This window comes from Dokdonella fugitiva (assembly GCF_004342425.1).
Lineage (GTDB): Bacteria > Pseudomonadota > Gammaproteobacteria > Xanthomonadales > Rhodanobacteraceae > Dokdonella_A > Dokdonella_A fugitiva.
Window position 1 is genome coordinate 922,538 of record NZ_SLWQ01000001.1, and the last position, 24,200, is coordinate 946,737.

Sequence of the window (24,200 nt, forward strand, 5' to 3'; positions counted from 1 at the left end):
CCGCCGCCGATCGTGCCCTCGTTCGCGCGCAAGGTGGCACCGCCGCCGCGCGCCGCCGCGCCCGCGCGCCCGGCCGACACGTCGACGCGCAGCGCGCGCGTCATCGACTGGTTGCTCGGCTACGTGCCGGACGCGCACCGCGCGCGCATCCGCGAGTACCTCGTGCTGATGCGCCTCGACCGCCCGGTCGGCGCGCTGCTGCTGCTGTGGCCGACCTGGTGGGCGCTGTGGTTCGCGGCGAATGACTTCCCGCCGCCGGGCGCGCTCGTGATTTTCACGCTCGGCGTGTTCGTCATGCGCAGCGCCGGCTGCGTGATCAACGACTATGCCGACCACGGCTGGCTCGACGCGCACGTCGAACGCACGCGCGGCCGGCCTATGGCGGCGGGGCGCGTGACGAAGAAGGAGGCGCTGCTGCTGTTCGCCGGCCTGCTCGCGCTCGCGTTCTTGCTCGTGCTTTTCACCAATGCGCTGACGGTCAAGCTCGCCTTCGTCGGCGCCGCGCTCGCCGCGGTGTATCCGTTCACCAAGCGCGTCACCCACCTCGCCCAGGTCGTGCTCGGCGCGGCGTTCGGCTGGTCGATCCCGATGGCGTTCGCGGCGGTGACCAACTCGCTGCCGCAGCTGTGCTGGTTGCTGTTCCTCGCCAACGTGCTGTTCTCGGTCGTCTACGACACCGAGTACGCGATGGTCGACCGCGACGAGGACATCCGCGTCGGCGCGAAGTCGACCGCGATCCTGTTCGGCGACGCCGATCGCGTGATCATCGGCGTGCTGATGGCGACGTTCCTGTTCGCGATGCTGCTCGCCGGCACGCGCGTGCACCTGCACTGGCCGTATTTCGCCGGTCTCGCCGGCGCGGCGGGCCTGTTCGGCTGGCAGCAGTGGCTGATCCGCGACCGCGCGCGCAACGCGTGCTTCGCGGCGTTCCGCAACAACAACCTCGTCGGGTTGGTCATATGGCTCGGGTTGTTGTTCGCGTTGGCGATCCGCTGATCGGCAAGGTCGTTCGTTTCGCCGCGCCGATGGTGCGGCGTGGCGGGTGCGGTGTCCGGTGGGACAACGCGGGCCGGCGCCCCGCATGCACATGAGAATTCGCGCCGCTGCGTCCGCCTCCCCGGGATGTTCGGTGCGCACGGTTGCGACAACGCGGTCGCGGGGTGGGACGCAGCCGCGCAGCGGCGAGTCCCGCCGCGAAACGTCAGCGGCGCGGCGCGCGTGCGAGGGCCCACGCGTCGACGCGTGCGACGCCGGCGCGGCGCAGCGTGCGCGCGGCTTCGTGCAGGGTCGCGCCGGTCGTCATGACGTCGTCGAACACGGCGACGTGATCGGGCCAGGCGAAGCCGGGCGCGACCGCGAACGCACCGCGCAGGTTGCGCCGGCGCATTTTCGCATCGAGGCCGGTCTGTGCGGGCGTCGAGCGCGTGCGCAGCAGCACGTCGTGGCGCAACGGCACGCCGAGCGCCCGGGCGAGCGGACGCGCGAGTTCGAGCGCCTGGTTGTAGCCGCGCGCGCGCAGGCGCCCGCCGTGCAGCGGCACCGGCACGACCAGCAGCGGCAATACAGGCGCGTCGCGCCGCGCGCACTCGACGAGCTGCTCGGCGAGCACGCGGCCGGCGGCGAGGTCGGCGTGGAACTTGAAGCGCGCTTCGAGCAGGTCGAGCGGGTGCGTGTAGCGCAGCGGCACCCACGCCGCCGCGAACGGTGGCGGTCGGGCGAGGCAGGCGCCGCAGGCGGGCGCCGGCGTCGCCAGCGGTAGCGCGCAAAGCGGGCAGCTGGGCGTGTTCGCAGCGAGGTCCGCGATGCAGCCGGCGCAGAGGTCGCGCACGCCCGCGCCCCGGCCGCCGCAGAGCAGGCAACACGGCGGCAGCAGCACGCGCAGCGCGCGCCCGATCCAGCCGTCAACCGCGAGGGTACGCATGTGGTTGACAGCCTCCTGCCGCATGCCGAGACTGCCGAGCCTCAATCCCGGGCACCCGCATCGGAATCGCGCCCGGCCCACCCGTCCCGTACGACTTTCCGGATTCCGCATGACCGCCCTGCGCCACGACTGGACCCGCGCCGAGATCCTCGCCCTGCTCGACCTGCCGTTCGCCGACCTGCTCGCACGCGCCCAGGCCGTGCATCGCGAGCACCACGACCCGAACGCGGTGCAGGTGTCGACCCTGCTGTCGATCAAGACCGGCGGCTGCCCCGAGGACTGCGCCTACTGCCCGCAGGCGGCGCGCTACGCGACCGGCGTCGACGCGGAAAAGCTCATGGGCCTCGACGCCGTGCTCGCCAAGGCGAAGGCGGCGAAGGCCGCCGGCGCGACTCGCTTCTGCATGGGCGCGGCCTGGCGCTCGCCGAAGGACCGCGACATCCCGAAGGTCGCGGCGATGATCGGCGCGGTGAAGGCGCTCGGCATGGAAACCTGCGCGACGCTCGGCATGCTCAGCGAACCGCAGGCGCACGCGCTCAAGGACGCCGGGCTCGACTACTACAACCACAACCTCGACAGCGCGCCCGAGTTCTACTCCGAGATCATCCACACGCGCGAGTACCAGGACCGCCTCGACACGCTCGGCCACGTGCGCGACGCCGGCCTCAAGACCTGCTGCGGCGGCATCGTCGGCATGGGCGAATCGCGCGAGCAGCGCGCGGGGCTGCTGCATGCACTCGCGACGCTGCCCGCGCATCCGGATTCGGTGCCGATCAACCGCCTCGTGCAGGTCGCCGGCACGCCGCTCGCGGGCACGACGATGCTCGATCCATTCGAGTTCGTGCGCACGATCGCGGCTGCGCGCATCGTCATGCCGAAGTCGATGGTGCGCCTTTCGGCCGGCCGCGCCGAGATGAGCGACGAGTTGCAGGCGCTGTGCTTCCTCGCCGGCGCGAACTCGATCTTCTACGGCGAGAAGCTCCTCACCACCGGCAATCCCGACGTCGAGCACGACCAGGCACTGTTCGCGCGCCTCGGCATCCACGCGCTCGACGTCGAGGTCGAATCGACCACGGTGCACGCGGATATCGTCGAGCGCTGCGCGGCCGAAGCGGCCGCCTGATCCGCGCCTGCCATCGCCGGCGACGCCGATGCGCCCCGACCTGCTCGCCCGACTCGCCGACGCGCAGGCCGAACGCGCGCGCGCGTCGCTGCTGCGCCGCTTGCGCACGGTCGATGCGGTCGAGGGCGCGACGATCGTCGTCGAAGGCCGCCGCCTGCTCGACTTCGCCAGCAACGACTACCTCGGCCTCGCGCAACACCCGGCGTTGCGCGAGACCCTCGCACGCGCGGCCGCGCGCTGGGGCGTCGGTGCCGGCGCGGCGCACCTCCTCGGCGGGCATCGCGACGAACATGCCGAACTCGAAGCCGCGCTCGCACGCTGGACCGGGCGCGAGCGCGCACTGCTGTTCTCGACCGGCTACATGGCCAATCTCGGCGTCGTCGCCGCCTTGCTCGGCGCCGGCGACCTCTGCGTGCAGGACAAGCTCGACCACGCGAGCCTGATCGACGCCGCGCGCCTCGCCGGCTGCACCTTCAAGCGCTACGTGCACGGCGATGTCGCGAGCGCGGCGCGCCAGCTCGACACGGAGCCGGACGCGGCCGCGCTGCTCGCGACCGATGGCGTGTTCAGCATGGACGGCGACATCGCACCGCTGCGCGAACTCGCGCGCCTCGCGCGCGAACGGCAGGCGACGCTGATGGTCGACGACGCGCATGGCCTCGGCGTGCTCGGCGCCGACGGCGCGGGCAGCGTCGCCGAGGCGGGCCTGTCGCAGGACGACGTGCCGGTGCTGATGGGCACGCTCGGCAAGGCGCTCGGCGTCGCCGGCGCGTTCGTCGCCGGCAGTGCGGCGCTCGTCGACGGCCTCGTGCAATCGGCGCGCACCTTCGTCTACACGACCGCGTTGCCGCCCGCGCTCGCCGCGGCGACGCGCGTCGCGATCGACATCGCGCGCCACGAAGGCTGGCGCCGCGACCACCTGCGGCGCCTGGTCACGCACTTCCGCACCGGCGCCCACGCGCGCCGCATCGCGTTGCTCGAATCGCGCACGCCGATCCAGCCGGTGCGGGTCGGCGACAGCGCGGCCGCGCTCGCGCTGTCGCGGCAGCTCGCCGAGGCCGGGTTCTTCGTGCCGGCGATACGCCCGCCGACCGTGCCGAAAGGCGAGGCGCGCCTGCGCGTCGCGCTGTCGGTGCGCCACGCGGAGGGCGACGTCGAGCGGCTGCTCGATGCGCTCGCATCCGCTGGCGCGTCGCTGCCGGCCGACACCGCGGTGCCCGAGACTCCCTCCACTCCCGCTCCCTTGCCTCGGGCCCGCGCGCGTCGCGGCCGCGGACGCAAGGCCTGACCGCGACGACATGCACATCGAAATCCACGGCGAAGGTCCCGACCTCGTGCTCATCCACGGCTGGGCGATGCACGGCGGCATCTTCGCGCCGCTGCTCGACGCGCTCGCGCCGCACTTCCGCGTCCACCTCGTCGACCTGCCCGGCCACGGCCTCGCGCGCGGGGAAGTGCGCTTCGACGTCGCCGACAGTGCGCGCCGCATCGCCGCGGCAACGCCGCGCGCGCTCTGGGTCGGCTGGTCGCTCGGCGGCCTCGTCGCGCTGCGCGCCGCGCTCGACGTTCCGGCACGGGTGCGCGGCCTCGTCATGCTCGCCTCGAGCCCGCGCTTCGTCGCCGCGCCCGACTGGCCGCACGGCGTCGCCGCGACCGTGTTCGGCGAGTTCGCCGACGAACTGCATGCGCGCTACCGGCATGCGATCGAGCGCTTCCTCGCGCTCGAGACGCTCGGCTCGCCGCACGCACAGGCGCAACTGCGCGAGCTGCGCCAGATCGTGTTCGCGCGCGGCGAGCCGCGCCTCGAAGCACTCTGCGACGGCCTCGCGGCGCTCGATGCGAACGACCTGCGCGACGCGCTCGGCCGGCTCGCGATGCCGAGCCTGTGGATCGGCGGCCGGCGCGACCGCCTGGTCCCGCCCGGTGCAGTACAGTGGGCGGCCGGGCACGCGCCGCACGCGCGCGCGCTCGAGTTCAACAGCGGCCATGCGCCGTTCCTCGAGTTCGCGCCCGCGATCGCCGACGCGCTCGTCGCGTTCGCGGCGGAGCTGCCGGCATGAGCGCGGGCCTCGATCGCGCGCACATCCGCCGCGCCTTCGGCCGCGCCGCGGCGAGCTATGCCGCGCATTCGCCGCTGCAGGCGGAAGTCGCGCTGCGCCTGCGCGAGCATCTCGACGAAGTCGCGGGCTTCGCGCCGCGGCGCATCGTCGACGTCGGTTGCGGTCCGGGCGAAGGTTGCGTTGCGCTGCGCGCACGCTTTCCCGACGCGGACATCATCGCGCTCGACCTCGCGCTGCCGATGCTGCGGGAAGTCGATCGCTCCTTCCCGCGCGTCGGCGCCGATGCGCAGGCGCTGCCGCTCGCCGATGCGAGCGTCGACCTCGTGCATTCGAGCCTGTGCCTGCAGTGGTGCGACGATCCCGGGCTCGCGCTCGCGGAGTTCCGCCGCGTGCTGCGGCCCGAAGGCCTGCTGCTGTTCTCGACCTTCGGGCCGGACACGCTCAAGGAGTTGCGCGCGGCGTTCGCCGAGGTCGACCGCACACCGCACGTGAGCCGCTTCGTCGACATGCACGACATCGGTGACGGCCTGCTCGCGAGCGGCTTTCGCGATCCGGTCATGGAGCGCGAGGATTTCGTGCTCACCTACGCCAACCTGCGCGGGCTCATGCGCGAGCTGCGTGCGATCGGTGCGACCAATGCCGACGTGCAGCGCCAGCGCACGCTGACCGGCAAGGCGCATCTCGCGCGCGTGGAGGCGGCCTACGAGCCATTCCGCGCCGACGGCGTGCTGCCGGCGACCTACGAGGTCGTCTACGCGATCGCGCGCGCGCCGGCGCCCGGACAGCCGCGCCGCGAAAGCGGCGGCGACATCGCGAGCTTCCCGATCGAGCGGCTGCGCGGCAGCCGGCGTCGATGAGTGCGCGACGCGGGCACGCGCTCGTCGCGGTGGCGCTCGGCCTCGCCGCGGCGCTGTTCTTCACCGCGACGTACGTGCTGAACCGCGCAATGGCGACCGGTGGCGGCCACTGGGCATGGTCGGCGGCACTGCGTTACCTGCTGACCTTGCCGATGCTCGGGGTCGTGCTCGCCTGGCGCGGCGGCTTCCGCGCGGTGTGGTCGGCGCTGCGCGCGCATCCGCTCGCCTGGCTCGCATGGAGCGGCGTCGGCTTCGGCCTCTTCTGCGTCTGCCTGACCTGGGCCGCCGCGTACGCGCCGGCGTGGCTCGTCGCCGGCACGTTCCAGCTCACCGTGATCGCCGGCATGCTGCTCGCGCCGCTGCTGTATCGCGACGCGCGTGCGCGCCTGCCGCTCGCCGCGCTCGCGTTCGGCGCGCTGATCGTGCTCGGTGTCGCACTCATGCAGGGGGCGCACTTCCACGGCCGGCTCGATCGCGACGCCTGGCTCGCGCTCGGCGCTGTCGCGTTGTCCGCGTTCCTCTACCCGCTCGGCAACCGCGCGATCCTGTTGCACCTCGAACGTACCGGCGAACAGCTCGACGCGACCCAGCGCGTGTTCGGCATGACACTCGCGAGCCAGCCGTTCTGGTGGTGCGTCGCCGCGTATGCGGGCCACGCCGCGGGTGTGCCGCCGTGGTCGCAGGTGCTGCTCGCGGCGGGTGTGGCCCTCCTCACCGGCACGATCGCGACGATCCTGTTCTTCCGCGCGACCGCGATGGTGCAGGACGATCCCGCCGCGCTCGGCGCGGTCGAGGCGATGCAGGCGGCCGAGTTGCTGTTCTCGAGCCTGCTCGGCGTCTTGTTCCTCGGCGAAGCGGTGCCGCATGGCTGGGCCGTGGTCGGTGCCGTGCTCGTCATCGCCGGCATCGTCGCGCTCGGCGTGCTGGTCGGGCGGCGTGCCGCGGGTGATCGACGCGCGACGCGCGCGTTGCACTGCGATCGCGGCGCGTGAACGACGGCGCATTGGCGCACGTCGATGTCAGGCTGCGTGCAGCGGCGAGACGAGTTCGGCACCCTCGTCGCGCGCGATCGCGCGCGCGAGGTCGAGGCCGAGCAGCGAGATGCGCAAGGGCGGGCGCGCATCGAGCGTGCGCAACCACGGCAGGCGCCGCTGTTCGAACGCGAGCAGGCGCGCGCGCCAGCCGCCTGCGATGCGTGCGAGCGCGTTGCGCAGGAAGGCCGCGTGCGCGCTCCAGCGTGATGCAGGGTCGCGGCTGCCCACGCTGCGGCATTGCGCGGTCATCTCGTCCCAGGCGAGATAGTCGCTGTCGGGCAGCAGGAACAGCTTCGCGCGCGGCTCGCCGTCGGCGCTCGCGAATGCGAGCCACTCGCGCGGCCCATTCGGCGTGACCGCTTCGCACGCACTGACGTCGCTGCAGCGCGCGAGCACCGCGAGTGCAGGATGATCGAGCAACACGACGCCGCGCGGCAGCAGGCCTGGCGCGGGCGCCGCTGCGGGCGGCCGTCGCTCGAGCCAGAGCACGGTGCCGAGCTTCGGCAGGGCGTCGGCGAGTCGCGCCAGGTCGAGACCGCGCGATGTGCACACGGCAGGCGGCGCGTACGGCGGTCCCTCGTGCGGCAGGCATCCATCGGCATCGCTGCGATCGTCGAAGCTGCTCATGGGCGTCAGGTCGAGGCGAGCGCGCGGTCGCGCTACTTGGTGAGGATGAGCTTGTCGTTGCGCGTGAGGCGCAGGTGGTATTCCTGCCCCGCATGCTCGATCACGAGCTCGCGCCCGCGACCGAGCAGCACACCACTGCTGATGCGTGCCGCGCGCAGCGGCGCGGCCGGTCGATCCGGCAAGGTGACGGTCGGCTCCGCGGACGGCGCCTGTGCAGCAATCGAGTCGAGCATGGCCATCGCTCCGTTCTATGGACGCGATTGATGATAATGATTCTCATTTGAATGTCAACTCGTTGATTCGCAGGGTACGCTGAGGCGTATACGCCTCGGTGCCCTCGTCCTCACCGCGCACGGCCTGCGCCAGGGATTCGTTGGAAAAGCGCAAACCGACATGCCATCCGTGGTCGTCGTGCCTGGGATCGCCGAAGGCCGCCGCCCTCGCCACGCCATGCGGGAGCCGAACGGACGGTTCGCCGTTACCATCCGCTGCCGGGTGCGCGTAACGTCTGCCCGCTTCGAACACGACCGTCGGGATCGCCGCGCTTGCACCAGTTCCGCTTCGATGATTTCCGGCTTGATCCTGCGCGGCGCGAACTCTGGCGTGGCGATGCGTTGCTCGCGCTGCCGCCGAAGGCGTTCGACTGCATCGCCTACCTGATCGAACATCGCGAGCGCGCGGTCGGGCGCGACGAGCTCATGGCCGCGGTGTGGGGGCGCAGCGAGGTCAGCGACAACCTGCTCGACCAGGTGATGCTGCGCGCGCGGCGCACGCTCGGCGATACCGACGAGGCGCGGCGGATGATCCGCACGGTGCCACGCTTCGGTTACGCCTGGGTCGCGGCGGTCGAGGTGATCGGCGCCGCGCGGGTTGCCGAAACGGGCGCGGCGACGGCGCGCGAAACGCCTCCAGCGCCTGCGATCGATGCCGGCGAACGTGATGCGGTGCATGATGCAGCTGTCCCGACCGGGCACGCGCGACGCGCACGCGGCGTGCGCGCGGCGATGTTCGCCGGCGCGACGGCCGTGCTGCTGTTCGCGCTTGCTGCGGCGTGGTGGTCGCGCAGACCGCCACCACCGCGCACACACGCGAACCTTGCCCTGCTGCTGCCGGTCGCCGTCGACGCCGATGCGAAGTACGCCTGGGCGCGGCTCGGCGCGATGGAACTCATCGCCGATAGGCTGCGCAGCGCGGGCCAGGCGATGGTGCCGAGCGACAACGTGGTCCCGCTCGCGCGCGATCTCGGCAGCAACGAACCCGACGCGGCGCAGTTACAGGCGATGGCCGGCGCATCGGCCGCCGCGCTCGTGTTGCGTGCACGCGCAAACCAGTCGGGCGGCTCCTGGCGCGTGAGCGTAACGAGCCTGCTCGGACGCACGCCGCCACTGTTCGTCGAAGGCGACGCGCGCGACCTGCTCGAAGCCGCACGCATCGCCGCCGATCGCACCGCGACCCAGCTCGGCCTCGTGCCGCCGCGCGAGGACGACCCCCGCTCGCCGCGTGAACGCGCGCTCGACGGCGTGCTGCAGCAGGCGGAAGCGGCGATGCTCGCCGACCAGCCCGACACCGCGCGTGCGCTGCTCGACACGCTCGATGCGGAGCAGGCCGCGCGCCCCGAAGTGCGCTTCCGCCGCGCCGGCATCGATTTCCGCAGTGGCCGCCTCGATGCCGCGCAGGCGACGTTCGAGTCGCTGCTCGCCGCGGGATCGTCCGGCGATGACCCGCTGTTCCGCGCGCGCGTGCTCAATGGCCTCGGCAACGTCGCGCTGCGCCGCGACGACTACGCGACGGTCGAACGCATCGCGGGCAGCGTCGTCGCCCTGCTCGGCGATTCGGCGCCGTCGCCCGAACTCGGCCGCGCGCTGACCGGGCGCGCGATCGCGCGCAGCGCCTTGTTCCGCTTCGACGAAGCGGTCGCCGATTTCGCGCAGGCGCGCGTCGTGCTCGAGAGCGTCGGCGACCGGCTCGGCCTCGCGCGCATCGATGCCAACCTCGGCATCCTCGAGGCGCGGCGCGACCATTATGCCGAAGCGCTGCCGCTGCTCGAGCGCGGCGCCGACCAGCTCGCGAATTTCCATGACCTCACCAGCGAGCTGTTCGCGCGCGTCGCGGCGGCCTACGCCAGACTCTACCAGCTCGATATGGTCGCCGCGCTCGCCGGCGAGGTGCGCCTGCGCGAACTCGTCGAACGCGAACCGAATCCGCAATGGAAGCGCTACGCGACGCTCGCCCGCGTCGACGTGCTCGCGGCGAATGGCCGGCTCGGCGAGGCGCAGGCGCTGCTCGCCGGCGTTATCGCGGACGCGACGCGCGCGGGCGACGCGCCGCTGCTCGGCTCCGCGCGCATCATCGCGGCGCGCGAGGCGCTCGCCCGCGGCGATGCGGCGCACGCGGCGAACGAGGCGGCCGACGTGCTGAAGACGAGCTGGCAGGCGGAGACGCCGCGCGAGCAGGCCGGCGCGTGGCTCGCGCTCGTACGCGCGCGCCTCGCGCGGGGCGATATCGGGGCCGCACGCGACGACGTCGACGCGTTCGCACGCTGGGCCGAACGCGATGGAGCTCCGGTCGCCCGGCTCTATGGCGTGCTCGCGCGTGCCGAACATGCCGCGGCGAACGGCGCCGCCGCGCAGGCAGATGCGGATTTCGCCGCCGCGCTCGCGCAGGCCGAGCGCCAGCGCGTGCCCGAAGACGTGCTGCGCGTGAGCATGGCCTATGCGCAGGCGATGCTCGCGCGGGGCGAACTCGCCCGCGCCGGGCCCGTCGCCGCGCGGACGGCGAGCTGGGCGGCACGCAGCTACGACGCCGCGCTGCTGCAGGTGCGCCTCTACCACGCGCTCGCGCAGGTCGAACCTTGGCGCGAGGCACTCGGACAGGCGCGTCGCCTCGCCGGCGAACGCGTCGTGCCGGTCGAGCTCACGCGTGAGCCGGTGCGCACCGCCGCGCGCTAAAGCGTTGTCGATGCTGCTTTTCAGCGGCAGCACAGGGCACGCAAAGGGTTCGCGAATGCGAAGCGCAGGTCCGCTCGCCTAGCCTGCAGCGACCGGGACTCGGCGACGATCGGCATCGCGCCCACGTCGACATGCGCGTCCCGCCGCCGAACCGACGAGAGAGTTCCATGCACGATGTCGCACCCGCGCGCCCGGCGCGCGCCCGCCGCCCGCGCCCGCCCGGCCGCTTCCTGTCGCCGATGCTCGGCGCCGCCCTGCTCGTGTTCTGCAACGGCCTGCTCGCCTCGACCGGCGTGGTCCGCACGCCCGCGGCGCAAATCCGCGGCAGCGCGGCCATACCCGGCAGCCCCGCGACGACCGCGATCGAGATTGCACCGGCGCTGCAACGCCGGCTCGCCGCGGGCGAGCGCAGCGGCTTCGCGATCGAGTTCCGCGAGCGCGCGGACCTTTCCGCCGCACGCTCGCTCGACTGGACCGCGCGCGGCCGCTACGTCTACGAACGCCTGCGCGACACCGCCGAGCGCACCCAGGCGGTCGTGCGGCGCCTGCTGCGCGAGCGCGGCGTCGCGTTTCATGCGTACTGGATCAAGAACACGATCCTCGTCGAGCAGGGCGACATGCAGACCTTGCAGCGCGTCGCGCAATCACCCGGCGTCGCACGCATCCGCGAACTGCCGAAGGCCGAACTGATCGCGCCCGAGCATCCGGCCGTGCGCACCGCGGCGCGGCCCCACGACGCCGACGGCACGACCGACAACGTCGCCTGGATCGGCGCCGATCACGCTTGGAACGACGGCACCACCGGCGACGGCGTCACCGTCGGCATCATCGACGACGGCGTGTTCTACCGCCACGAAGCGATCGTGCAGGCGTATCGCGGCAACCTCGGCGCGGGCGGCTTCGTGCACGACTACAACTGGTACGCGCCGCTGCTGGAGACGACCGAACCCGACGGCTCCCAGGGCCAGGGCCACGGCACCCACGTGACCGGCACGGTCGTCGGCGACAACGGTGCTGCCGACGCGCAGCTGCGCCGCCGCACCGGTGTCGCGCCCGGCGCGCGCTGGATCGCGTGCCTCGGCCTGCCGATCAAGGGCAGCGAGTTCGCGCTGCCCGCGTGCGGCGAGTTCATGCTCGCGCCGACGAAAACCGACGGCAGCGCGCCTAACCCGGACCTGCGCCCGCAGGTCGTCAACAACTCGTGGGGCAGCTACTCCCTCTGCGACGGCAGCGCCGACGACTTCTACCGCGACGTCGTCGAGGCCTGGGTCGCCGCAGGCATCTTCCCGGTGTTCGCCGCGGGCAACGCGGGCAATTGCGGACTGCCCGAGCCCCCGGGCCTGTCGACGGTGACGAGCCCGGCTTCGCTCGGCAGCGCGTTCGCGGTCGGCTCGACCGGCAACCACGACGGCGCCTACGCACCGCATTCGCTGTGGGGCCCTGGCCTGGAGGCGAGCGCGGGCCTGCCCGACTATCCCGATCCGCGCGGCTATCCGACGATGAAGCCGCAGGTCGTCGCGCCCGGCGTCGACATCCTTTCCGCGATCGACGGCGCCAATGGCTACGCGACGATGACCGGCACATCGATGTCCGCGCCGCACATTGCCGGCCTCGTCGCGCTCATGCTCGAAGCGGGCGAATGCCTGCGCGGCGACTACGCGGCGCTCGGCGGCATCCTCATGCAGACCGCGCGGCCGATCGACTACGCCAGCGGCGGCTCGCCGCCGCCCGGCATCGGCAACCTGCCGAACTATGCGACCGGCTGGGGCGAGGTCGACGCGCCACGCGCGGTCGACGCAGCCGCGCACGCGTGCGGACCGCAGGGATTCATCCGCGGCCGTGTGGCGAGCGCCACGGGCACGCCGATCGCGGGCGCGAAGATCGAGGTGTTCGTCGACGAGAACGTGCGCGTCTTCCAGGCGACGAGCGGCATCGACGGCAGCTACGTGCGCCGGATGCCGGTCGACGCAGGCGGCGGTTACACCGTGCGCGTCTCCGCGTACGGCTACCTGCCGTCGAGCGAAACCGGCGTGCGCGTGCAGGCCGATGCGACGACATTGCACGACGTCGTGCTCGCGACGGCGCCGATGGTCAAGGTGTCCGGCCGCGTCGTCGATGCGGCGACCGGGTGGCCGCTGCACGCGAAGATCACGATCTCGGGCCATCCCGACGGGCCGGTGTGGAGCGATCCCGTCAGCGGGCGCTATTCGGTGCGCCTGCCCGAGGGCCGCCCCTATCGCTTCGATGTCGCGAGCGACGTCACCGGCTATCGCGCGGCATCGCGCGAACTCGCTTCGGTCGGCGCGGCCGCGGAGCAGGACTTTGCACTCGACGCCGACCTCGTCGCGTGCGAGGCGCCGGGCTACACCTACGCGTCGAACGTGCTCGCCGAAACGTTCGAAGACAACGGCAGCGCGCCGCCGCCTGGATGGAGCCGCTCGAGCGCGGGCCTCGGCTGGCTGTTCGGCGACAGCAGCGAAACGAGTGCCGCGATCTTCCCGATTCCCGCGCATGGCCGTTTCGCCGCCGCCAACGACGAACTCGGCGCCGGCGAAGGCTGGGACAACGACGGCCGCAGCGATTACCTGCAAATGCCGCCGCTGGGTCTCGCGCTCGCGCATCCGGTGCTGCGCTATCGCAGCTACTACGTCGACACCGGCGGCCACGCGCGTGTCGAGGCGAGCACCGACGGCGGCGCCAGCTGGATCGCGCTCGGCGCGCCGAAGTCGGCGTACGAGCTCGGCGCCTGGACCGAAGAGACGCTCTCGTTGTCGGCCGCGGCAGCGAACGGCGCGCGCCTGCGTTTCCATTCCGACGACGGCAGCAGCGAAAGCGAGCCGCGCCTCGGCGGACCGTGGGCGATCGACGACGTGCGCGTGGTCGGCGCGTGCATGCCGCCGGCGAGCGGCGGCCTCGTCGTCGGCCATGTGCGCGACGCGAACACCGGCATCGGCCTCGTCGGCGCCGAGGTGCGCATCGCCGGCGGCAATGCGGTCGCAACCGTGCGCAGCGACGATCCCGGCGTCGGCGACGGCTTCTTCGCCGCGCACGCACCGGGCGGCACGCCGGGCGTGACCGCGACGCGCGGGACCCTGCCGGCGGGCTACGGCGATGCGACGGTGTCGGCGAACGTCACGAACGGCGCCACGTCGCGCGCCGACCTCGCACTGCCGGCAGGACGGCTGCGCCTGTATCCGGCGGCACCGTCGGCGACGGTCGAGCTCGGCACCATCGCGCATGCATCTCTGACCGCCGACAACAGCGGCACCGCGCCGCTCGCGTTCGGCTTCGAAGGCCCTGCGATCGAAGAGCACTTCGAAGGCGCGACGTTCCCACCCGCGGGCTGGGATATCGTCACGGTCGGCGACGGGTGCCCGTGGAGCGCGCTCGATCCCGCGCAGGCGTGGAACACCGCGGGCGGCGACGGGCGCGCGGCGATGGTCGACCTCTATCCATGCTGGGGCGGCGAAGCGTCCGATAGCGCGCTCGTGTCGCCGCCGCTCGATCTTTCGGCCAGCCACACCGCATCGCTCGGCTTCTTCCTGTCGCTGTTCGAAGGTGCCGACAACGCGCCACGCCTGGACATCGATGCCTCGGCCGACGGCGGCGCGACGTGGACGACGGTGCACAGCGAAACGCGCGAGAACAACGGCAGCGGGCCCGGCGCGTTGATCGAGCTCGACCTCAGCGCATTCGCCGGCGCGTCCGACGTGCGCGTGCGCTTCCACTACACGGGCACGCCGCCGTGGGGCTCGGTGATCGTCGACCAGGTGCACCTGTTCGAGTCGATCAATGCGAATGCGCTGGTCGACATCACGCCTGACCACGGCGCGCTCGGCGTGGGCGAGAGCCGTGCACTCGACGTCCTGTTCGATGCGCGCGAACTCGCGCAGCCGGGCGTGTACCGCGTGCCGATCCGCGTCGCCGAAGACACGCCGTACGATTGGCCGTTCGGCGACGTCGAAGCGACGATGACGGTTACCGCACCGGCGAGCTACGGCGCGCTCGTCGGCGTCGTGCGCGGCCTCGGTGCATGCAATGCGCATCCGGCCGCACTCGCGGGCGCGACGATCGCGATCCATGCCGCGACCGGCGAAACCTTCACGACACCGACGGGCGACGACGGCGCGTACCGCTACTGGGTCGAGGCCTCGCACGGACCGTTCACGCTCACCGTCGAAGCGCCTGCGCATCAGCCCGTGACGCAGGCGTTCGCGGTCGTCGCCGGCAACGACACGCCCGCAGACATCGACCTGCGCGCGCTTCTGCCGTGCCTGGGTACCGATCCCGCGGCACCGGTCGGCACCGTCGCGGCGGGCCAGGCCGCATCGCTCGCGTTCGACCTGCTCAACTCCGGCGCCGCAGCGACCGACTGGAGCCTGCGCGTCGGCGGCGATCCGGCCGTGCCTTCGCCGGTACCACTCGTGCAGACGACGAGCCCGACACCGACGCAGGACACGAGCTTCGCCTGCATCAACCCGCCGACCGGCTACACGCTCGACAACCGTTACCTGCGCCGCTTCGACCTCGCCGCACGTGGCGGGCCCGCGCTCGAAACGACGGTGCGCGGCGTCACGTTCGCGGTCGACTCGGCGATGTCGGCGGCGGGATCGCAGCCGGTCACGGTGCGCGTGCACGCGCTGCACGGCGAGTTCACGTTCGCCAACCTCGAACTGCTCGCGGAGAAGACGATCGACGTCGCCGATACGAGCCTCGAGCGCATCAGCGTCACGTTCGACACGCCGCTGCACGTCGCCGGCGACAGCGTGCTCGTCGCCGAGATCCACGTGCCCTCGGGCGTGGCCGGCGCGAGCACGTTCTTTCCGGGGGGCAACAGCGACGGCGAGAGCGCGCCGGCCTACTGGGCCGCGCACGACTGCGGCATCGACGAGCCGCTCGCCTACCCGGAGGTCGGCTTCGACTGGGTCCACCTGATCCTCGAACTCGATACGCTCGCGAGCGACCCGTGCGGCGCGAACGCGGTGCCGGTCGACTGGCTCGCGCTCGCGCCCGCGGGCGGGCACATCGAGGCGGACGCGATCCAGCCGCTGCAGGCGCTGTTCGATGCCACGAGCCACGGCGACGGTGTCTACGGCGGTTCGATGTGCCTCGCGAGCGCGACGACCACGCTCGTCGTGCCGGTGACGATGCAGGTCGGCGCCGGTGCCGACGCGATCTTCGCCGACGGCTTCGACTGAACGACGCACGGGCGCGTGGCTGGCCGCCGCGCGCCCGTGCCGCTACACTGCGCGCGCTCCATCGGGGAGTAGCCGCGCGCAGCGCGCGTGGCGCGCGTCAACACACTTGGCCGGCAGGCCATGGCGCGCGCGGGGTCCGACGGGACCTTCGGCAAGACCTTTGGTTCGTGCAGGCAGCACCCGGCCGGGACTGCGTGCGCGATCCATCGCGTCCATGTCCCGGCCCGGAGTTCCCATGCAGACCCTGCTCGTTTCGACTGCCGCGGTAGCGATCGCCGAGATCGGCGACAAGACCCAGCTGCTGTCGCTGATCCTCGCCGCGAAGTACCGCCGGCCCTGGCCGATCTGTCTCGGCATCCTGCTCGCGACGCTCGTCAACCACGCGCTCGCGGGCTCCGCCGGGGCACTCGTCGCCCACTGGCTCTCACCGCAGGCGCTCAAGTGGATCGTCGCGCTGAGCTTCTTCGCGGTCGCGCTGTGGACGCTCAAGCCCGATGCCGCCGACGAGGCCGAGGCCGAGCGCGGCGCCGGGCATGGCGTGCTCGTCGCGACGCTGGTCGCGTTCTTCCTCGCCGAGATGGGCGACAAGACCCAGGTCGCGACGGTGGTGCTCGCGGCCCAGTACTCGCCGCTGTGGCAGGTCGTCGCCGGCAGCACGCTCGGCATGCTGCTTGCAAACGTTCCCGTCGTCCTGCTCGGCGCGCGCTTCGCGTCGAAGCTGCCGCTGCGCGCCGCGCGCATCGGCGCAGCGCTGCTGTTCGCGGCGCTGGGAGCCTGGATCCTGCTGCGCTGAGGCCGCCGCGGCCAGGACGCGGTGACGACCCGGCGAAGCGGAGATGCACGATCGTTTGTTCCATGTTGCCAATCTGCCGTCGTATGCGCCGCTGGCATGACTGGTGTCGCGGCGCTGCCCTGCTCGCGCTCGCCCTCGGCGGCGCCGATGCCGGCGCCGCGCCGCCGGTGCCCGTCGATGGCCCGGCGCCGACGGCCGAGGCGGCGCTGCGCTGGCAAGGCTATCGGCGCTACGCGAGCCGCGAGGGCGTGCCGCGCAACTGGGTGACCGCGCTCGCGCAGGATCGGGCCGGCTTCGTCTATGCGGGCACCGAGGAAGGACTCGCGCGCTACGACGGGCGGCGCTGGACAAACCTGCCGTTCGCGGAAGGTTCCCCGACGCGACAACCCTACGTGACCGCGCTCGCGGCGAGCGCGGACGGCGTCGTCTGGGTCGGCACGGACACCGCGGGCCTCCACGTGTACCGGGACGGTCGCCTCGCGCGCGTGCCGCGCAGCAGTGCGCGCAACGTCACCAGCCTGTTCGCCGATGCCGACGTGGTCTGGGTCGGCACGGACGAAGGCGTCGAACGGTGCAGCGCCGACGGTTGCCGCGCGCTCGACGCCGCACGCGGGCTCGCCGTGCGCAGCCTGCTGCGTACGCGCGGCTCGAGCTCGCTGTACGTCGGCACGGCCGATGCGGGCGTGCTGCGCATCGATGACACCCACCGCGCCGCGCATCGGGCCGAGTGGCGACTCGCGAGCGCCGAGGGGTTGCCCGACGACAGGGTCATCGCGCTTGCCGAATGGGGCGGCGCCGAGGGGCGCGACCTCTGGGTCGGCACCGCCCGCGGTGTCGCGCGCCTTTCCGGCACGACCCTCACCGTGTACGCGGGTCGGTCCGGCTTCCCCGGCGGCGCGAGCCGCTTCGTGCGCATGCCGCAGGGCGACGGCCGCGAGCGTCTCGTCGCGACGCTGCCGGCGGGCGGCCTCGCCGAGTTCGACGAAGACGGCCATTGGCGGCGCACGACGACCGCCAACGGGCTGCCGGAAAACGCGATCAACAGCGCGCTCGTCACCGACGCGGACCAGCCTGCGCCGGTGCTCTGGCTCGCCTCCGGCCATAGCGGCGTGCTGCGCGGGGAACCGCAGGCCTGGTCCGCCTTCGGCGAGCGCGCCGGCCTGCCCAGTCGCGTCGTCGTCGGCCTCGGCGAAACGCGGTTCCCCGACGGGAAGGAGACCGTCTGGATCGGCACGAGCAGCGGCAGCGTGCGCCGCGACGGCGGCGAATGGCGGGCATGGCTGCCCGCGCCGTACGCGCGCAGCGAAGTATTCGACCTCGTGCGCGACGGCGACGGCCTCTGGGCCGCGACTCGCGAAGGCCTGCTGCGCGTCACGCGCGACGGCGTGCGCGCGTACACGAGCGCGAACTCCGCGCTGCCCGACGACACGGTGCTCGGCCTGCACCTCCAGCACGACGACGACGGCGCGCGCACGCTCTGGCTCGGTACGCGCGGCGGCGTCGCGCGCATGCGCGGCGACCGCCTCGAGCGCGCACCCGTGTCCGGCGAACCGGCGGACTTCTTCGTGCGCGTGTTGCGCGACACGCGCGATGTGCACGGCACGACGACGCTGTGGGCGGGCGCGGAGCGCGGCCTGTACTTCATGCGCGGCGACGCCTGGCGGCTGCTCGATTGCCACGGCATGGGCGACACGGCGGTTTTCGACCTGCGCGAGCGCGGCGCGCCGGGTCGTGGCCACGTGCTCTGGGCCGCGACGTTCGACGGCGTGCTGCGCATCGACCTCGATCGCGACTTCGCTTGCGACCGCGTCGTGCTGCCGGTGGATACGGACACGATGTCGATCTACCAGCTGCAGTTCGATGCGAGCGGCCGCATGTACCTGTTCGGCGCCTATGGCGTGCTGCGCCTGCCGGCCGGCCATCGCGGTCCCGGCGATGCCGGCATCGAGCGTTTCGACCTCGCCGACGGCCTGCCCGACCTCGAATTCACGCGCGCCTCGCTGGTCGACGCGCAGGGTCGCCTGTGGGGCGGCACGATCGAAGGCGTGGCGATGTACGATCCCGCCGCCGAACGCCCGCCCGCCGCGCCGCGGCCGTTGCGCATCCTCGCGGCGACGGAGGAACGCAGTGGCCGCGAGCTCGGCGAGGGCGCGGACCTCGACGAAGCCGACGGCAACGTCGCGTTCGAACTCGGCCTGCTCGCCTACCAGCGCGACTACCGTTCGCGCTACCGCACGCAGCTGGTCGGGCTGGAGGCGCAACCGGGCGAATGGAACGACGACCCGCGGCGCAGCTACACGCGCCTGCCACCCGGACGCTACGAATTCCGCGCCTGGGCGCGCGCCGCCGATGGCGTCGAGAGCGGCCCGGTGACGCGCGCGTTCCGCGTGCACGCGCCATGGTGGCGCCGTCCGTGGGCATTCGTGTCGTATGCGATCGCGATGATCCTGCTCGGCTTGTACGCCGGGCGGCTGCGCGCGCGCGCCTTCGCGGCACGCGCGCATGCGCTCGAGCGCGAGGTCGGTGAGCGCACGCGTGCCCTCGCCGAAGCGAACCGCCGGCTCGCGCACGCATCGCTGACCGACGCGCTGACCGGCCTGTGGAATCGCCGCTATTTCGGCCTCGAGCTGCCGCCCGAGTGCGAGCGCACGATCCGCCGTGCCGCGCGCGGCGAGCGTGATGCGGACCTCGTCTTCGTGCTCGCCGACGTCGACCATTTCAAGCGCATCAACGATCACCATGGCCACGCCGTCGGCGACGCCGTGCTGGTCGAGTTCGCCCGGCGCCTGCGCGCGCTGCTGCGCAGCGGCGACGTCGCGCTGCGCTGGGGCGGCGAGGAGTTCCTCGTCGTGTTGCGCGACACCGGGCGGGAGCGCGCGTTCGCATCGGCGCGACGCGTGCGCGAGGCGATCGCGGCGACGCCGTTCGCCATCGACGGCACGCTGCTGCCGGTCACCTGCTCGATCGGCTGGGCCGCGTTCCCGTTCGACCCGCAGGCACCGCGCCGCCACGGCGTCGATCAGGTCATCACGTTCGCGGACGCGGCGCTGTATCGCGCCAAGTGCGGCGGCCGCGATCGCGTGGTCGGCGCGCGCGTCGAAGCAGGCGTCGCCGAAGGCTTCGTGTTCGTCGGCGAAGTGGGCGGCGCCGCCGGCGCGGGCTGACCGCGCGCGATGCCCGGGTCAGAGCGCGTCGGCGTCGAGTTCGCCGGTGCGGATGCGCACGACGCGGTCGAGCTGCCAGACGAAGATCTTGCCGTCGCCGATCTTGCCGGTGTTCGCCGCCTGGCTGATCGCCTCGACGACGCGCTCGAGCTGGTCGTTGGGGACCGCGACTTCGAGCTTGATCTTGGGCAGGAAATCGACGACGTACTCGGCGCCGCGATAGAGCTCGGTATGACCCTTCTGGCGGCCGAAGCCACGTACCTCGGTGACGGTGATGCCCTGCACGCCGACCTCGGCGAGCGCTTCGCGCACGTCGTCGAGTTTGAACGGCTTGATGATCGCCATGACCATCTGCATCGCGGTCTCCCGGTGGCTGGTTCAGCTTCGCGACTATAGCCGATCACCCGGTAGGAGTTTTCCTACAGCGCATTCCGAATTCCGCGGATGGCGGCGACATGCACCCTGCCTAGACTGCCCGCTGCGGGGAGGTGCGCCGACGGAACGGCGCCGCACGGAAGCTCCGGCCGGTGGCGGGCATCGCGTCCGCCACCGGTCGTCCGCATGGAGGCGGCGCGGCGCGACGGACGCGAACGGCCGGCACAGGTTGCGGTCCGCCGCTACGATGTACGCCATCATCAGCATGCAAGGGTGAACGCATGATCCACGTCCAAGCCATCGACACGCTCGCGCAACGCCTCGCGGCCCTCGTGCCACCCGGCCTGCAGGAGGCGCGCGCCGACCTCACGGCGAATTTCCGCAGCGCGCTGCAGTCGGGACTGCGCGAACTCGACCTCGTCACGCGCGAGGAATTCGACGTGCAGCGCTGCGTGCTGCTGCGCACGCGCGAGAAGATCGAAGAACTCGAACAGCAGGTGCTCGCGCTGGAACGCACGCTGGCCGCGAACGCCGCGCCGAAGCACTGAGGCTGCACGGGCCTCGCCGGCGCCGGCGAGCCCGACGCCAGTCATCTGCCCGCGCCTTGGCGGCGACGGGCATGCTCGCCCCCGGCAAGGAGGCCGCTCGCATGGAACGCCACCGAACGGGTTTCCCGGGACGCCCGCTGTCCGCCGTAGTTCACCCCATGGCGCGGGCAGCGGGCTCTTTTCATTCCCTCGCGCGCGTGCACCGATGAGCCTCGCGGTCGTCTACAGCCGCGCGCAGGTCGGCATCGCCGCGCCGCTCGTCTCGTGCGAGGTGCACCTGTCGGGGGGCCTGCCGGGTACGTCGATCGTCGGCTTGCCGGAAACGACCGTGAAGGAAGCGCGGGACCGGGTGCGCGCGGCGATCCTCAATGCACAGCTCGAATACCCGCAGCGCAGGGTCACCGTGAACCTCGCCCCGGCCGACCTGCCCAAGGACGGCGGGCGCTTCGACCTGCCGATCGCGCTCGGCGTGCTCGCCGCGAACGGCCGCGTGCCGCGCGACGCGCTCGACGGCTGCGAATTCATCGGCGAACTCGCGCTGTCGGGTGAACTGCGCGGCGTGCACGGCGTGCTGCCGGCGGTGCTGCAGGCGACGCGTCGCGGCCGGCGCGTGATCGTGCCGCGCGACAACGCGCGCGAAGCCGCGCTGGTCGAGGACGCCGACGTGCGCGTCGCGGATTCGCTGCTGGAGGTGTGCGCGCACCTGGCCGGCCGCATCGACTTGCCGCGTGCCGAGGGTGGCGGCATCGACGACGGGCGCGCGAGCCCGTTGCCGTGCCTATCCGACGTGCGCGGCCAGCCGCATGCGCGGCGCGCGCTCGAGGTTGCCGCCGCGGGTGCGCACAACCTGCTGCTGGTCGGGCCGCCCGGCACCGGCAAGACGATGCTCGCGAGCCGCCTGCCGGGCATCCTGCCGCCGCTCGACGAGCACGAAGCGCTCGAACTCGCCGCGGTGCGTTCGGTCGCAGGGCACGACACCGACGTCGCGAACTGGAAGCAGCGTGCGTTCCGTGCGCCGCACCACACCGCCTCGGCCGCCGCGCTCGTTGGCGGAGGGACGCTGCCGCGACCGGGCGAGGTGTCGCTCGCGCACCATGGCGTGCTGTTCCTCGACGAGATCGTCGAGTTCGACCGGCACGTGCTCGAAGTGCTGCGCGAACCGCTCGAATCCGGCCGCATCGCGATCTCGCGCGCGGCGCGCCAGGCCGAGTTTCCCGCGCGCTTCCAGCTCGTGGCGGCGATGAACCCGTGCCCGTGCGGCTACGCCGGCGATCCATCGGGCCGCTGCCGGTGCACGCCCGACGTCGTCGCGCGTTATCGCGCGCGCCTGTCGGGTCCCCTGCTCGACCGCATCGACCTCAAGCTCGAGATGCCGCGCGTCGCCCACGCCGAGCTGCGCGACGGCGTGGTGGGCGAGGACAGCGGAACCGTGCGTGCACGCGTCGTCGCCGCGCGCCTGCGCCAGCTGCAGCGCGCCGGCAAACCGAACGCATGGCTCGGCAACCGCGAGGTCGAACGCGACTGCGCGCTCGATGCCCGCCAGCATGCCCTGCTCGACCGCGCGGTCGACCGGCTCGGCCTCTCCGCGCGCGCGTACCACCGCGTGCTGCGCGTCGCGCGCACGCTCGCCGACCTCGCCGGCAGCGGGCGCATCGAGGAAGTCCACCTCGCCGAGGCGATCCAGTACCGCCGATTCGGCGGCTGAGCGGGTCACACGCCTTGGCAGGGTTCGGCCCGGCTATGATCCATGCCCGGGACACGACGAATGAATGCAATCCACGACACTTACTGGCTGCTCGCCGGTGCCGCCGCGCTGGTCCTCGTCGGCATCGGCTCGAGCCTGATCGCGCGCCGGTTCGGCGCGCCGTTGCTGCTGGTGTTCCTCGTCGTCGGCATGCTCGCCGGCGTCGACGGCCCCGGTGGCATCCATTTCGACGACATCGGCACGACCTACCGCATCGGCTCGCTCGCGCTCGCGGTGATCCTGTTCGACGGTGGCCTGCGCACGCGCCGCGAGAGCTTCCGCGGCGTCTCGGCGCCCACCCTGCTGCTCGCGACGGTCGGTGTCGTCGTGACCGCGGCACTGACCAGCCTCGCCGCGCGCGCGCTGCTCGGTCTGGGGCCCGTGCAGGCCTTGCTGCTCGGCTCGGTCGTCGCTTCGACCGACGCGGCCGCGGTGTTCTTCCTGTTGCGCGCGGGCGGCCTGCAGCTGCGTTCGCGCGTCGGCGCGACGCTGGAGATCGAATCGAGCGCGAACGACCCGGTCGCCGTATTGCTGACGACCCTGCTCGCCGAGTACCTCGCCGCGCCGAGTGGCGTCGCCGGCAGCGATATCGTGTTCGAGCTCGCGCTGCAGTTCGGCGTCGGTGCCCTCGGCGGCGCGCTCGGCGGTTTCGCGATCGCCGTGGCGATGCGCAAGCTGCCGCTGTCCGGCGGCCTCGCCGCGCTGTTCCTCGTCGCGGCCGCGCTGTTCGTGTTCGGGGTGACCGGATGGCTGCACGGCAGCGCGTTCCTCGCGGTGTATTTCGCCGGCGTCATCGTCGGCAACCGCAACGTGCCCGGCTTCTCCCACCTGCTGTCGGTGCTCGATGCCGGCACCTGGTTGTGCCAGATCGCGATGTTCCTCGTGCTCGGCCTGCTCGCGACGCCGCATACGCTCGGCCCCGCGCTGCTGCCCGCGCTCGGCGTCGCCGCGTTCCTCATGGTCGTCGGCCGCCCGCTGGCGGTCACCCTGTGCCTCGCGCCGTTCGGCTACGGCAAGCGCGAGATCGGCTTCGTCGCGTGGGTGGGCCTGCGCGGTGCGGTCGGCATCTTCCTCGCCTCGATTCCGATGCTGATGCGGCTGCCGAACGCACAACTGATCTTCAACGTCGCCTTCATCGTCGTGCTCGCCTCGCTGCTCGTGCAGGGCTGGACGCTCGGGCTGGCCGCGCGCCTGCTCGACGTCGCGCTGCCGCATCGCGACCGCGCGGTGCGCCGCGTCGAGCTCGACCTCCCCGGTTCGCTCGAACGCGAGATGGTCGGCTACGCGGTCGCGCCCGGCGCGGCGATCCTCGGCGACGCGAGCCTGCCCGGCTGGGCGCAGCTCGCGATGATCGTGCGCGGCGGCGAGATCCTCATGCCCGAGACGGCCGGCGCGCTGCAGGGTGGCGACTACGCCTATCTGCTCGCGCCGCCCGGGCGCGTGTACCGCCTGGACTGGCTGTTCGCGCCGCCAGAGGAAGCGCGCGAGGCCGAACGCGAGATGTTCGGCGAATTCAGTTTCGACGCCGACGTGCGCCTCGCCGACGTCGCCGAGTTCTACGCGGTACCGGTGCGCGCCAAGGACGCGCCGCTCACGCTCGCCGAGCATTTCGCACGTCGCTACGAACATACGGTCGAGGTCGGCGATCGCGTGCGCCTCGGTCCGGTGAGCCTCGTCGCACGCGAGCTCGACGACGAGGGCGTGCGCAAGGTCGGCCTCAAGCTCGAACGGCTCGGCAACGTGCTCGTGCGACGGCCCTGGCTCGCGCGCCTGCTGCCGAAACGCTTCGTCGCGCGCTGAGCGGCGTG

At 72.6% G+C, this 24,200-nt stretch carries 17 protein-coding genes and 1 riboswitch; of the genes, 13 read left to right on the forward strand and 4 right to left on the reverse strand.

The window, feature by feature from the left end:
• Positions 1–12 precede the first annotated feature (12 nt).
• Positions 13–996: a 4-hydroxybenzoate octaprenyltransferase gene (ubiA, locus tag EV148_RS03905; RefSeq protein ID WP_241987961.1), complete on the forward strand. Its 984-nt coding sequence runs from the start codon at positions 13–15 to the stop codon at positions 994–996.
• A 205-nt stretch (positions 997–1,201) separates the two neighbouring features.
• Here ubiA and EV148_RS03910 read toward each other — a convergent pair whose 3' ends face one another.
• Complete coding sequence (locus EV148_RS03910) at positions 1,202–1,921, reverse strand: ComF family protein (RefSeq protein ID WP_131993696.1); 720 nt, start codon at positions 1,919–1,921, stop codon at positions 1,202–1,204.
• Between the two features lie 109 nt (positions 1,922–2,030).
• Between EV148_RS03910 and bioB the strand changes: the two genes are divergently transcribed.
• From bioB to EV148_RS03935, 5 genes are read left to right on the forward strand one after another with little or no spacing between them, the layout of a single operon-like run.
• Positions 2,031–3,044, forward strand: a complete 1,014-nt coding sequence (gene bioB, locus EV148_RS03915; RefSeq protein ID WP_131993699.1) for a biotin synthase BioB — start codon at positions 2,031–2,033, stop codon at positions 3,042–3,044.
• 28 nt (positions 3,045–3,072) lie between these two features.
• A complete protein-coding gene (gene bioF, locus EV148_RS03920) occupies positions 3,073–4,332 on the forward strand; it encodes an 8-amino-7-oxononanoate synthase (RefSeq protein WP_131993702.1) in 1,260 nt (419 codons plus the stop codon).
• Between the two features lie 10 nt (positions 4,333–4,342).
• Positions 4,343–5,104 (forward strand): pimeloyl-ACP methyl ester esterase BioH, encoded by a 762-nt coding sequence (bioH, locus tag EV148_RS03925; RefSeq protein ID WP_131993705.1) that lies wholly within the window; start codon positions 4,343–4,345, stop codon positions 5,102–5,104.
• Positions 5,101–5,961: a malonyl-ACP O-methyltransferase BioC gene (gene bioC, locus EV148_RS03930; protein ID WP_131993708.1), complete on the forward strand. Its 861-nt coding sequence runs from the start codon at positions 5,101–5,103 to the stop codon at positions 5,959–5,961. The genes bioH and bioC overlap by 4 nt, the downstream gene beginning before the upstream one ends.
• A complete protein-coding gene (locus tag EV148_RS03935) occupies positions 5,958–6,953 on the forward strand; it encodes a multidrug resistance efflux transporter family protein (protein WP_131993711.1) in 996 nt (331 codons plus the stop codon). Before bioC ends, EV148_RS03935 begins: the two co-directional genes overlap by 4 nt.
• Positions 6,954–6,980: 27 nt before the next feature.
• Here EV148_RS03935 and EV148_RS03940 read toward each other — a convergent pair whose 3' ends face one another.
• On the reverse strand, positions 6,981–7,622 hold the full coding sequence (locus EV148_RS03940; protein ID WP_131993714.1) for a hypothetical protein: 642 nt from the start codon (positions 7,620–7,622) through the stop codon (positions 6,981–6,983).
• 32 nt (positions 7,623–7,654) lie between these two features.
• Positions 7,655–7,855, reverse strand: a complete 201-nt coding sequence (gene hemP / locus EV148_RS03945; RefSeq protein ID WP_131993717.1) for a hemin uptake protein HemP — start codon at positions 7,853–7,855, stop codon at positions 7,655–7,657.
• A 312-nt stretch (positions 7,856–8,167) separates the two neighbouring features.
• Between hemP and EV148_RS03950 the strand changes: the two genes are divergently transcribed.
• From EV148_RS03950 to EV148_RS03965, 4 genes are all read left to right on the forward strand, one after another.
• Positions 8,168–10,570, forward strand: coding sequence for a winged helix-turn-helix domain-containing protein (locus EV148_RS03950; RefSeq protein WP_131993720.1), 2,403 nt, complete (start codon positions 8,168–8,170; stop codon positions 10,568–10,570).
• 167 nt (positions 10,571–10,737) lie between these two features.
• Positions 10,738–15,768, forward strand: a complete 5,031-nt coding sequence (locus tag EV148_RS03955; RefSeq protein ID WP_158287305.1) for a S8 family serine peptidase — start codon at positions 10,738–10,740, stop codon at positions 15,766–15,768.
• Between the two features lie 59 nt (positions 15,769–15,827).
• Positions 15,828–15,918: riboswitch (yybP-ykoY riboswitch) on the forward strand.
• Positions 15,919–16,003: 85 nt separating this feature from the next.
• The gene (locus tag EV148_RS03960; protein ID WP_131993726.1) at positions 16,004–16,561 is read left to right on the forward strand and encodes a TMEM165/GDT1 family protein; all 558 of its coding nucleotides are present in this window, start codon (positions 16,004–16,006) and stop codon (positions 16,559–16,561) included.
• Positions 16,562–16,644: 83 nt separating this feature from the next.
• A complete protein-coding gene (locus EV148_RS03965; RefSeq protein ID WP_158287306.1) occupies positions 16,645–19,725 on the forward strand; it encodes a ligand-binding sensor domain-containing diguanylate cyclase in 3,081 nt (1,026 codons plus the stop codon).
• An 18-nt stretch (positions 19,726–19,743) separates the two neighbouring features.
• Here the strand turns inward: EV148_RS03965 and EV148_RS03970 are convergent, their stop codons facing one another.
• Entirely contained in the window at positions 19,744–20,082 is a 339-nt protein-coding gene (locus tag EV148_RS03970) for a P-II family nitrogen regulator (RefSeq protein ID WP_131993732.1), read from the reverse strand.
• 299 nt (positions 20,083–20,381) lie between these two features.
• Here EV148_RS03970 and ubiK point away from each other — a divergent pair, with 299 nt between their 5' ends.
• The 3 genes from ubiK to EV148_RS03985 all read left to right on the forward strand — a co-directional run bounded on the left by ubiK (position 20,382) and on the right by EV148_RS03985 (position 24,192).
• Positions 20,382–20,648 (forward strand): ubiquinone biosynthesis accessory factor UbiK, encoded by a 267-nt coding sequence (gene ubiK, locus EV148_RS03975; RefSeq protein WP_131993735.1) that lies wholly within the window; start codon positions 20,382–20,384, stop codon positions 20,646–20,648.
• A 205-nt stretch (positions 20,649–20,853) separates the two neighbouring features.
• Positions 20,854–22,353: a YifB family Mg chelatase-like AAA ATPase gene (locus tag EV148_RS03980; RefSeq protein ID WP_131993738.1), complete on the forward strand. Its 1,500-nt coding sequence runs from the start codon at positions 20,854–20,856 to the stop codon at positions 22,351–22,353.
• A 60-nt stretch (positions 22,354–22,413) separates the two neighbouring features.
• Positions 22,414–24,192 (forward strand): potassium/proton antiporter, encoded by a 1,779-nt coding sequence (locus EV148_RS03985; RefSeq protein WP_158287307.1) that lies wholly within the window; start codon positions 22,414–22,416, stop codon positions 24,190–24,192.
• Positions 24,193–24,200 lie beyond the last annotated feature (8 nt).